This window comes from Pseudomonas yamanorum, from assembly GCF_900105735.1.
Lineage (GTDB): Bacteria > Pseudomonadota > Gammaproteobacteria > Pseudomonadales > Pseudomonadaceae > Aquipseudomonas > Aquipseudomonas yamanorum.
The window spans coordinates 1,747,665-1,759,031 of record NZ_LT629793.1; the positions used below are offsets into that span (position 1 = coordinate 1,747,665).

An 11,367-nucleotide genomic window follows, 5' to 3' on the forward strand; every position below is an offset into this window, starting at 1 on the left:
TAACATCTCACGCCACTTGGGCGAGCAGTGCCTTGGCCTGGTTCACGCCCTTTTCCTGGAAGTCACCGCCCAGGTTCACCCCTTCGGCGTGAATGAACGTGACGTCGTGGATGCCGATAAAGCCCATGACCTGACGCAGGTACGGTTCCTGGTGGTCGGTGCTGCCGCCGGCATGAATGCCGCCGCGGGCGGTCAGTACAAAGGCGCGCTTGTCGGTCAGCAGGCCCTGGGGGCCGGTGGCGGTGTACTTGAAGGTCACACCGGCACGCAGCACATGGTCCAGCCAGGCCTTTAGGGTGCTGGGAATCGCGAAGTTGTACATCGGTGCGGCCATCACCAACACATCGGCGGCCAGCAGCTCATCGGTCAGTTCGTTGGAGCGATCCAGGGAAGCCTGTTCGATCGTGCTGCGCTGTTCGGCAGGTTTCATCCAGCCACCCAGCAGGTTGGCGTCCAGGTGCGGCACGGGGTTGATGGCGAGGTCACGTACGGTGATCTGATCAGCCGGGTGAGCGACTTTCCATTGACTGATGAATTGTTGGGTCAGTTGGCGGGAGATTGAGTCCTGCTGACGGGCGCTGCTTTCGATGATCAGAACACGGGCCATGATTATGTAAGCTCCATCGGTGAATGCTGTAAGGCGATGGAGTGAAGGTTAATCAGAGCCCGTTCGATTAAAAAGCGTAAAAAATTGCTATAACCCATCTAGAAATTTGTTTATAAGCGGAGTATTGCTGTAGGCGTCCTCCGCTTTTGCCTTATTTCGGTGCGCAGGTCAGTTGGATACGCATCTTGATAATGGCACGGCTGAAATTGACCGTGGTGTTGGTAGTTTTCCCTGCTGCGACCGTGACCTTGCGGGTACGCGGCGCTTCCGGACCATTGGTAAAGCGTACCTTGCACTCCGCGTCATTGGGGCCGTAGTTGGTGAGTTGGATCGAACTGATGTTGCTGTCGACGTCCGACGCGCTGTAATCGATCTTCACGCCCTGAATGTCTTTCGTCACATCGGTACTGAATGCAAACGCACTCAACGGCAGCAGCGTCAGCAGCACACAACAGAATTTTCTCATTCGGCAGTCTCCAATAAGGACCGCCAGCTTAGGACAAGAGGAGCTCATCTTGAAAGCGCCCCGCGTTACCCTTGATCAATGGCGCACCCTGCAAGCCGTGGTCGACCATGGCGGCTTCGCCCAGGCGGCCGAAGCGCTGCACCGCTCGCAATCCTCGGTGAGCTACACCGTGGCCCGTATGCAGGACCAACTCGGCGTGCCGCTGCTGCGCATCGACGGGCGCAAGGCGGTGCTCACCGAAGCGGGTGAAGTGCTGCTGCGCCGCTCCCGGCAACTGGTGAAAAACGCCAGCCAGCTTGAAGACCTGGCCCACCATATGGAACAAGGCTGGGAGGCCGAGGTGCGGCTGGTGGTCGACGCGGCCTACCCCAACGCCCGCCTGGTGCGCGCCCTCACCGCCTTTATGCCGCAAAGCCGTGGCTGTCGGGTACGCCTGCGCGAGGAGGTGTTGTCCGGTGTCGAGGAACTGTTGATGGACGGCATGGCCGACCTCGCCATCAGCGGGTTCATCATTCCGGGTTACCTGGGGACGGAAATGAGCGACGTCGAATTTGTCGCCGTGGCCCACCCCGAACACCCGCTGCACCAACTGCACCGCGAACTGAGCTTCCAGGACCTGGAAAGCCATATGCAGGTGGTGATCCGCGACTCCGGCCGCCAGCAGCCACGGGACGTCGGCTGGCTCGGCGCCGAGCAACGCTGGACCGTCGGCAGCCTGCCCACCGCAGCGACCTTTGTCAGCAGCGGCCTGGGCTTCGCCTGGTTGCCCCGGCACCTGATCGAACGCGAACTCAAGGAAGGCCTGCTCAAGCTACTCCCCCTGGAACGAGGTGGCAGCCGCAACCCGACCTTCTATCTTTACTCGAACAAGGACAAACCCCTGGGCCCGGCCACGCAGATTCTTGTCGAGTTGCTGCGCACCTTCGACACTGCCCCACTGGACGCGCCGTTCGCCGCACCGCAGCAAGCCTGAACAAGGAGTTCCCATGGCCTATTTCGAACATGAAGGTTGCACCCTGCATTACGAGGAATATGGCCATGGCGCTCCGCTGATCCTGATCCACGGCCTGGGCTCCAGTTGCCTAGATTGGGAGCTGCAAGTGCCGGTACTGTCACAGCACTACTGGTTGATCGTGGTGGATGTGCGTGGTCACGGACGCTCCGACAAACCCCGGGAGCGCTACAGCATCGCCGGCTTCACCGCCGACCTGGTGGCCTTGATCGAACACCTGCAACTGCCCCCGGCCCACGTGGTCGGCTTGTCCATGGGTGGCATGATTGCCTTTCAACTGGCGGTGGATGAACCGCAAATGCTCAAGAGCCTGTGCATCGTCAACAGTGCGCCTCAGGTCAAGGTTCGCACGGCCGGCGATTACTGGCAGTGGGCCAAGCGCTGGAGCCTGGCACGCGCCCTAAGCCTGAGCACCATCGGCAAAGCCCTGGGCAACATGCTGTTTCCCAAGCCCGAACAAGCCGAACTGCGGCGCAAGATGGCTGAACGCTGGGCAAAAAACGACAAACGTGCTCACCTCGCCAGCTTCGATGCAATTGTTGGCTGGGGCGTACAGGAACAACTTTCGAAAATCTCCTGTCCAACCCTGGTCATCAGCGCCGACCACGACTACACCCCCGTGGCGCAGAAAGAAATCTATGTAAAACTGCTGCCCGATGCGCGGCTGGTGGTGATCGAAGATTCCCGCCATGCCACGCCGCTGGATCAACCCGAACACTTCAATAACACCCTGCTCGATTTTCTCAAGACAGTCGAAACCACAACCCAGGATCACTGACCCATGCTGAAAAAAATCGCCTTCTTTGCCGGTTCCGTACTGTTCGCTGCCAACCTGATGGCGGCCGAACCCGCCAAGGCACCTCACGTCTTGATCACCACCACCAATGGCGACATTGAAATCGAACTGGACCCGGTCAAGGCCCCGATCAGTACCAAGAACTTCCTGGCCTATGTCGACAAAGGCTTCTACACCAACACCATTTTTCACCGGGTAATCCCGGGGTTCATGGTGCAGGGCGGTGGGTTCACGTCGCAAATGTCGCAAAAGCCGACCGAAGCACCGATCAAGAACGAAGCCAGCAACGGCCTGCATAACGTGCGCGGCACCCTGTCGATGGCGCGTACCAACGACCCGAACTCCGCCACCAGCCAATTCTTCATCAACGTTGCAGACAATGCCTTCCTCGACCCGGGCCGTGATGCGGGTTACGCGGTATTTGCCAAAGTGGTCAAGGGCATGGACGTGGTCGACATCATCGTCAACTCGCAAACCACCACCAAACAGGGCATGCAGAACGTGCCAATCGATCCTGTCCTGATCAAGTCGGCCAAGCGCATCGACTGAAGGCTACAGGGAGTTTCGCGCGGTGCCCCCAAGGCACCGCGCACATTTGAACAGGAGAGCCCGCCGCGCGGGCGTCATACCTAATGCTCTATCGTCGTTTTGAACAACTGATCGACATCTTCCGCGACGCTCCCAGCGCGGCCCCTCCCGATAAAGTCCTGCCCTTCTACATCTATTACCTGCGCCAGGTATGGCCGTGCTTTGCCGCCTTGCTGGTGGTGGGCCTGATCGGCGCGCTGATCGAAGTGGCGCTGTTCAGCTACCTGAGCCGCATCATCGACCTGGCTCAGGGCACGCCGCCCGCCAACTTCTTCCAGATCCACGCCAATGAGCTGATCTGGATGGCCGTGGTCGCCCTGCTGCTGCGCCCGATCTTCGGCGCCCTGCATGACCTGTTGGTGCACCAGACCATCAGCCCGGGCATGACCAGCCTGATCCGCTGGCAGAACCACAGCTACGTGCTCAAGCAGAGCCTGAACTTCTTCCAGAACGACTTCGCCGGGCGCATTGCCCAGCGCATCATGCAAACCGGCAACTCCCTGCGCGACTCCGCAGTGGCCGCCGTGGACGCGATCTGGCACGTGGCGATCTACGCCATCAGCGCCCTGGTGCTGTTCGCCGAAGCCGACTGGCGCCTGATGATCCCGCTGATCACCTGGATCATCGCCTACAGCCTGGCCCTGCGGTACTTCGTGCCACGGGTCAAGGAACGCTCGGTGATTTCCTCCGAGGCACGTTCCAAATTGATGGGACGGATTGTCGACGGCTACACCAACATCACCACCTTGAAGCTGTTCGCTCATACGAATTACGAGCAGAACTACGCCAAGGAAGCCATCGTCGAGCAAACCGAGAAAACCCAGCTGGCCAGCCGCGTCGTGACCAGCATGGACATCGTGATCACCACCATGAACGGCCTGTTGATTGTCTTTACCACCGGCCTTGCCCTGTGGCTGTGGACCCAATCCCTGATTTCAGTGGGCGCCATTGCCCTGGCCACCGGACTGGTGATTCGTATCGTGAACATGTCCGGCTGGATCATGTGGGTGGTCAACGGCATTTTCGAAAACATCGGCATGGTTCAGGACGGCCTGAAAACCATCGCCCAACCGCTGGCAGTGACCGACCGCGAGAATGCCCCGCGCCTGGAAGTGCACCATGGCGAGGTGCGGTTCGATCAGGTGGACTTCCACTACGGCAAGAAGAGCGGAATCATCAGCGGTCTGAACCTGGACATTAAACCGGGTGAAAAAATCGGCCTGATCGGTCCGTCCGGCGCGGGTAAATCTACCCTGGTCAACCTGCTGTTGCGCCTGTACGACCTGCAAGGCGGACGCATCCTGATCGACGGCCAGAACATCGCCGAAGTCGCCCAGGAAACCCTGCGCGAACAGATCGGCATGATCACCCAGGACACCTCGCTGCTGCACCGCTCGATCCGCGACAACCTGCTGTATGGCAAGCCGGACGCCACCGATGAAGAGCTTTGGGCCGCGGTGCACAAGGCTCGCGCCGACGAGTTCATCCCGTTACTGTCGGACGCCGAGGGCCGTACCGGCCTGGACGCCCACGTCGGTGAACGCGGGGTCAAACTCTCCGGCGGGCAACGCCAGCGGATCGCTATCGCGCGGGTGCTGCTCAAGGACGCGCCGATCCTGATCATGGACGAAGCCACCTCCGCGCTGGATTCGGAAGTGGAAGCGGCAATCCAGGAAAGCCTGGAAACCCTGATGCAGGGCAAGACGGTAATCGCCATCGCCCACCGGCTTTCCACCATTGCCAGAATGGACAGGCTGGTGGTGCTGGAAAAAGGCCAGATTGCCGAAAGCGGCAGCCATGCCGAATTGCTCGCACAGGGCGGTTTGTATGCGCGATTGTGGCAACACCAGACCGGGGGGTTCGTCGGAATAGACTGATTCCGTTGGTTAACTGTACCCTCAATTCCGAACAATTCTGACAGTTTTCTCTATCTCACTGGTCTTGCGACACAATCCTGCTGTACTCCAATCAGGCCCCAGGAGGGCCCTGATTTAAGGCAGCAGGGAAGCGTCACAGACCCGTTAATCAGATAGAGCAATCTACTAAGGATGTGTTCATGTCACTGTTCAAGCGTTCCGTTACGGAAGGACTGGGTACGTTTTGGCTGGTGTTGGGTGGCTGCGGCAGTGCGGTACTGGCCGCATCGTCGCCCGTCGGGATCGGGGTGCTCGGTGTGGCCCTGGCGTTCGGGCTCACGGTACTGACCATGGCATTTGCCATCGGGCACATCAGCGGTTGCCACCTAAACCCGGCAGTGTCAGTGGGGCTGGTAGTGGGCGGAAGATTTCCGGCCAGGGAGTTACCGGCGTACATCATCTCTCAGGTATTTGGTGGCATCGTCGCCGCTGCGTTGTTGTACTTCATAGCCAGCGGCAAGCCAGGGTTCGAACTGGCCTCAGGCCTGGCGAGCAACGGCTACGGCGAGCATTCACCCGGTGGTTATTCAATGACGGCAGGCTTTGTGTGTGAGCTGGTGATGACGGCGATGTTCGTGCTGATCATCCTCGGCGCCACCGACCGCCGCGTGCCGGCGGGTTTCGCGCCGATCGCCATCGGCCTCGCGTTGACGCTGATCCACCTGATCTCGATCCCGGTCACCAACACCTCGGTCAACCCGGCGCGCAGTACCGGCCCGGCGCTGATTGTCGGCGGTTGGGCGCTCCAGCAGTTGTGGATGTTCTGGCTGGCGCCGATCCTCGGTGCAGTGGTCGGCGGCATTACCTATCGATGGCTGGGCACGGAAAAACCCGCCTGAGCCAAACGGGTTCAGCCCTGCCGGTAAGGCAGGGCTGCCCTCGCCTCCTCGGCATACGCCAGGATCCCCACGCTTTCGCGCTCCAGGAAATCCGCCACCGCGGTCTTCAAACCCGGATGTCGCAGGTAATGCCAGGAATGCGTGATCACCGGCTCAAACCCGCGAATCAACTTGTGCTCGCCCTGGGCACCCGCGTCAAAGCGCTGCAGGCCATGAGCAATCGCGTAGTCCATGCCCTGATAGAAACACGTCTCGAAATGCAGCCGGTCGAACTCGGCCAGGCAGCCCCAGTAACGCCCATAAAAGCTGTCGCCGCCGATCAGGCTGAAGGCCATGGCCACCGGCCGTGAACCTTGCTTGGCCAGCACCACGCGAATCGCCTCGGGCATGCGCTCGGCCAGCAGGCTGAAAAACGCCCGGGTCAGGTACGGCGATTGTCGGCGTATGGCGTAGGTGTTGGCGTAACAGGCGTAGACAAAATCCCACTGCGCCTCGCTCAACTCATGGCCTTGCAACCATTCGAACTCAATGCCCTGCCCCGCTACCTGTTCGCGCTCTTTGCGCATCTGTTTACGCTTGCGTGAACTCAGGGCATCGAGGAAATCCTGAAAGTCACGGTAACCCCGGTTCTGCCAGTGAAACTGGCAGCCCAGGCGTTGCAGCCAGCCTGGCTGTTGAGCCAGCGCGGTATCCGTCAGGGCGTCGGTAAAGTTGATATGGGCACTGGAAAGGCCTTCGATTTCCAGGTAACCGGGCAGGCTTTTAAGCAGTTCGAAGCCGTCCTCGGCGCGGGCGGCCAACAGGCGCGGGCCGCTGACCGGGCTGAAGGGCACGGCCGTCAGCAATTTCGGGTAATAGTCGATGCCCGCCCGCTCGCAGGCATCGGCCCAGCCGTGGTCGAACACGTATTCGCCGTACGAATGCCATTTGCGATAGCTGGGCAACGCGGCAATCAGCCGGCCACCTTCATAGTGCAGCAAATGCTCCGGCTGCCACCCGGAGTGCGGGCCGATGCTGGCGCTGTCTTCCAGGGCACTGAGGAATGCATGGCGCAGAAACGGCTGATCAGCGGGGACCAACCCATTCCATTCATCGGGCGCAATCTCGGACAGGTTATTCAAACGTTGTAACGGCATCCCATTCCCCGACGGTCACGGCTTTGTGTAGGAGCGAGCTTGCTCGCGATGGTCGTTAACGATAACGCGAGCATTCTGACAGAACGCGGTGATCTCTGGTTCTTTGCGAGCAAGCTCGCGCCTACAAGACTCGACGCAAAAAAAAAGCCCCGCCAAACGGCGGGGCAAACCAAATGAGGAGCGCTTTGACGGATGAAGAAAAAGCGCTTTGGAGCGGTATTGCGGGTTGCTTAGAACACGTACTGCACGCGGGCCACGATGGCGTCACCGCTGTCGTCACCGGCGGCGTTGACGATTTTGTCGGTCTTGGCCTTGATGTAGTTGGCAGAGATTTTCACCGCTTCGTTGGCGTACCAGTTCACCCCAATGATGTTCAGGTTGGCCTTGGCATCGCCCACTTCCCGAGTGGCGGTGTTGCGCACCACGTTTTTGTCATCCACGGTGATGTTGTCGTAGCGGTAGAACACTTCCCACGCGCCGTACTGCTTGTTCTCGGGCTTGATGGTGTCGAACTTGGCCCCGTCGAGTTTGTAGACACGGGATTCGCCGGTCAGGGTGTACGCCACCTGGCCGTAGAAGCCGCTGGCTTTCACGTCCTGATAGGCACTGCTGTCGGCCTTCAGCTTGCGGTTCAGGTATTCGCCCTGCAGGGACAACGGACCACGGGCGAATGCAAATTCGCCGCCGAACACGGTGTCGGTGTCGTAGGCGTCGTTCGCCGTCAGGCTGCCGGAATCCAGGCCCACACCGCCACCAAAGGTCGCTCGGTTGCCGTTGGCACCGGCATCGTTGCCGCCGTTGGTGGAAACGCCACGAACCCCAAGACGTGGACGAATACGCGAGTCGAAGGCCGTGTCTTTCAGGTCACGTACCGCGTAATCCAGGCCCAGGTGCAGCACGTTGCCGGTGTCATGCATCGGTGCGAACACCGCACGGGCGTTGAATTGCTTCACGCCTTTGCCGTTCTTGTCGTTGATGTCCTTGGAAGAAACGCTGGCCGACAGGTAAGCCATGTCACCGACGACCGAACTGGCCTGGATACCCATGCCGTTGGCGTGGGAGTGAATCCAGTCAGCGACTTCATACGCCGCGTTGCGGTCGATGCCGGTCACCCACTTGGAGCTGGTGGCTTTTTCCAGGCCGAAGTCTTCGTCGAAGCGGCCGGCACGGATCACGACAGGCTTGAAGCCGGCGTAGGACAGGGACGCTTCGTCGAAGTAACCATCATCGGCGTTGCCGGAGTTGTGGGACAGGTCGTAGTTGACCTGGTACTTCCAGTCCTTGTAGACGGTGCCGCCGAACTCGATGTAGGCACGGCGGAAATAGGCCGCGTCAGCCGAGTCACCATTCTTGGTGTAAAAGCCATCAAACGTACCGTAATCGGCCTGCAAACGACCACCCAGCTTGAAGCTGAAATTCTGGTCGGTGGTTGCAACCTCAAGGCCGCCCTTGGTTTTGACAACGATATCGGCGCCGTCAGTAGTGACAGTACCGGCGAAAGCCTGGGCGGTGACAGCCAGGGCCAAGGCGCTGGCCGCGAAACCGGCGAAGTGCTTACGGATCATCGAAGAATTCCCCTAATTGATGGTCTTGTGCATTGGTAAAACACGCGGTTTAGAGCCGCTGGTGTTGGGGGGCGATCTTGGCGAGGGGATATTTCAGCCGGGTTGCTGGAACATAAAGATTTTGTTACTCGGGAACTTTTTAATAGCCATTCGAAATAAGACGAAGCCTACGTAAATCAAGGCTTCAGCCTATAAAAATGGTAAAAATGCCAGATGTTGCGAAATGTAAAAACAATCGAGAAAAATGAATATTTTTTCATGTCGTTTATTTTTTGAGCAAAAAAAAGCCCACATCATTTATCGATGCGGGCTTCGTTTTTGTGTGAAAAGTGACGGGTATTACTGGTCGCGGGAACGCTCGGCGGCCAGGCGTTCGGCCAACGCATCAACATCGTCGATGGGCGGCTCGGGCAGGATCTTCAGGGTCGCCTGCATCAAGCGCATCTGCCGGATAAAGCGCCGGCAGTTGGGGCAGAACATCAGGTGATGACGCACCAGCAGACGTTCGCGAAAGGTCAGTTGCCCATCGAGATAGTCACTGGAACGCGCCACTTGTTCTTTACAGGTCAACATTCGCCGGTTTCCTCAAAATGCTCCACCGTGGCGAAGACTTTAAGCCGTGCTCGATGCAGCAGCACACGAACATTGGAGAGCGATAGTGTCAGAAGATTACAAATCTCCTCCAACTCCAGCCCCTGACGTTCGCGCAGCAGCAGTACGCTGCTTTGCAGCTCGGAAAGACTGGCCAGCGTGTGTTCCAGGCATTTGCGCAGCTCGTCTTCGGTGAGCAGCGCTTCGGGAGTGTCCTGATGCCAGGCAAACGGCGCGACGGCCCAGTGGCCATCGTCAGGCACAAAGCGGTCATCGCCGATGGTGCCGTGGGGCGATGGCAGGTCATCGAGCAGCACTTCCCGGCGATTCTGCTTGTAGCGGCCTTTGGCCGAGTTGGCCGTGATGGTCAGCAGCCAGGTCTTGAGGCTGGAGCGCCCCTCGAACTTCGCCAGGTTGCGCACCACCGACAGCCAGGCGTCCTGGACCACCTCATCGGCATGGCGCTGGCCAACGATGGCATAGGCCACGGCACGCATCGCGCTCTGGTAGGTGGTGACCAACTCCTTGTAGGCCCGCTGCTCACCCTTGAGCAATCGTTCAAGCAGGTGCGCGTCGTCCGCTGCTGCCATTCAAGACCTCGATTTCAAAACATGATCAGCGTTTGCGCAGAATCACGCTACCGATCGAATACCCGGCGCCAAACGAGCTGAGCACGGCCACAGCGCCCTTGGGCAAGTCGTCCTGGTAGGTGTGAAACGCAATCACCGAACCCGCGGAGCTGGTGTTGGCGTAAGTATCGAGGATCACCGGCGCTTCTTCCACCGAAGCCTCACGGCCCAGCAGTTTCTTGACGATCAGGTGGTTCATGCTGAGGTTGGCCTGATGCAGCCAGAAGCGCTTCACGTCGCCGACATTCAGCTGGTTTTCCGACAGGTGCTTGCCGATCAACTCGGCGACCATCGGGCAGACATCACGGAAGACTTTGCGGCCTTCCTGCACGAACAGCTTGTCGGGGGCACCGATGCCCTCTTCCGCCGCGCGGTTGAGGAAACCGAAGTTGTTGCGGATGTTGTTGGAGAACTTGGTCAGCAGCTTGGTGCTCACCACGTCGAACTGGTGCTCGGAAGTGGCCAGGTCGGCCCGCTCGAGAATCACGGCGGTGGCGGCATCGCCAAAGATGAAATGGCTGTCGCGGTCACGGAAGTTCAGGTGGCCGGTGCAGATCTCCGGGTTGACCATCAGGATCGCCCGGGCCTGGCCCAGCTGGATGCTGTTGGCGGCATTCTGGATGCCGAAGGTCGCCGAGGAACAGGCCACGTTCATGTCAAAGCCGAAACCCTGGATACCCAGCGCTTCCTGGACTTCAATGGCAATCGCTGGATACGCCCGCTGCAGGTTGGAACAGGCGACGATCACACCATCGATGTCGGCGGCGGTCTTGCCGGCGCGCTGCAAGGCTTGCTCGGCAGCACTGACGGCCATCTGGCAGAGGATCGACCACTCGTCGTTGGAGCGCTCAGGCAGGCGTGGCGCCATGCGCTGTGGGTCGAGAATGCCGGCCTTGTCCATGACAAAGCGGCTCTTGATGCCCGAGGCCTTTTCGATGAAGGCGGCGCTGGATTCGGTCAGCGGCTCGACGTCACCGCGTTCGATGGCTGCGGCGTTATCCAGGTTGAACTGTTGCACGTAAGCATTGAAAGACTGCACCAGCTCTTCGTTGGAGATGCTGTTGGCCGGGGTGTACAGGCCTGTGCCGCTGATGACGACGTTATGCACGGTCGTTCCTCTAAATCTGTTCAGGCAGAAGGGTATTGGTACCGTCGTACCAAACCGTAAGTAGTTTTATGCCGCCCAGCGGCCTTCAAACTGGTAACGCTTTATTCCATCGCG

At 59.4% G+C, this 11,367-nt stretch carries 12 protein-coding genes; 5 read left to right on the forward strand and 7 right to left on the reverse strand.

Features of this window, described 5'->3' with window-relative positions; translation table 11 throughout:
- Positions 1–7: 7 nt before the first annotated feature.
- Together BLU46_RS08445 and BLU46_RS08450 are read right to left on the reverse strand one after the other, a co-directional pair.
- The gene (locus tag BLU46_RS08445; RefSeq protein ID WP_063032488.1) at positions 8–607 is read right to left on the reverse strand and encodes an FMN-dependent NADH-azoreductase; all 600 of its coding nucleotides are present in this window, start codon (positions 605–607) and stop codon (positions 8–10) included.
- A 151-nt stretch (positions 608–758) separates the two neighbouring features.
- Positions 759–1,073 carry a hypothetical protein gene (locus BLU46_RS08450; protein WP_063032490.1) on the reverse strand — a complete coding sequence of 105 codons (315 nt, stop codon included), beginning with the start codon at positions 1,071–1,073 and terminating at the stop codon, positions 759–761.
- 49 nt (positions 1,074–1,122) lie between these two features.
- Here BLU46_RS08450 and BLU46_RS08455 point away from each other — a divergent pair, with 49 nt between their 5' ends.
- From BLU46_RS08455 to aqpZ, 5 genes are all read left to right on the forward strand, one after another.
- On the forward strand, positions 1,123–2,046 hold the full coding sequence (locus tag BLU46_RS08455) for a LysR family transcriptional regulator (RefSeq protein WP_003210710.1): 924 nt from the start codon (positions 1,123–1,125) through the stop codon (positions 2,044–2,046).
- 13 nt (positions 2,047–2,059) lie between these two features.
- The gene (locus tag BLU46_RS08460; protein ID WP_093200597.1) at positions 2,060–2,863 is read left to right on the forward strand and encodes an alpha/beta fold hydrolase; all 804 of its coding nucleotides are present in this window, start codon (positions 2,060–2,062) and stop codon (positions 2,861–2,863) included.
- 3 nt (positions 2,864–2,866) lie between these two features.
- Positions 2,867–3,430, forward strand: coding sequence for a peptidylprolyl isomerase (locus tag BLU46_RS08465; protein ID WP_063032494.1), 564 nt, complete (start codon positions 2,867–2,869; stop codon positions 3,428–3,430).
- 83 nt (positions 3,431–3,513) lie between these two features.
- Complete coding sequence (locus BLU46_RS08470; RefSeq protein ID WP_093200600.1) at positions 3,514–5,346, forward strand: ABC transporter ATP-binding protein; 1,833 nt, start codon at positions 3,514–3,516, stop codon at positions 5,344–5,346.
- Positions 5,347–5,525: 179 nt separating this feature from the next.
- Positions 5,526–6,224: an aquaporin Z gene (gene aqpZ / locus BLU46_RS08475; RefSeq protein WP_093200604.1), complete on the forward strand. Its 699-nt coding sequence runs from the start codon at positions 5,526–5,528 to the stop codon at positions 6,222–6,224.
- An 11-nt stretch (positions 6,225–6,235) separates the two neighbouring features.
- Here aqpZ and BLU46_RS08480 read toward each other — a convergent pair whose 3' ends face one another.
- The 5 genes from BLU46_RS08480 to BLU46_RS08500 form a co-directional block, all read right to left on the reverse strand.
- A complete protein-coding gene (locus BLU46_RS08480) occupies positions 6,236–7,360 on the reverse strand; it encodes a GNAT family N-acetyltransferase (protein ID WP_063032500.1) in 1,125 nt (374 codons plus the stop codon).
- Between the two features lie 230 nt (positions 7,361–7,590).
- Complete coding sequence (locus BLU46_RS08485; RefSeq protein ID WP_093200609.1) at positions 7,591–8,925, reverse strand: OprO/OprP family phosphate-selective porin; 1,335 nt, start codon at positions 8,923–8,925, stop codon at positions 7,591–7,593.
- Positions 8,926–9,264: 339 nt separating this feature from the next.
- The gene (locus BLU46_RS08490; protein ID WP_093200614.1) at positions 9,265–9,498 is read right to left on the reverse strand and encodes an anti-sigma factor family protein; all 234 of its coding nucleotides are present in this window, start codon (positions 9,496–9,498) and stop codon (positions 9,265–9,267) included.
- Complete coding sequence (locus BLU46_RS08495; protein ID WP_017479164.1) at positions 9,492–10,106, reverse strand: RNA polymerase sigma factor; 615 nt, start codon at positions 10,104–10,106, stop codon at positions 9,492–9,494. Before BLU46_RS08495 ends, BLU46_RS08490 begins: the two co-directional genes overlap by 7 nt.
- A gap of 25 nt (positions 10,107–10,131) precedes the next feature.
- A complete protein-coding gene (locus tag BLU46_RS08500; protein ID WP_063032504.1) occupies positions 10,132–11,253 on the reverse strand; it encodes a beta-ketoacyl-ACP synthase III in 1,122 nt (373 codons plus the stop codon).
- Positions 11,254–11,367: the final 114 nt, after the last annotated feature.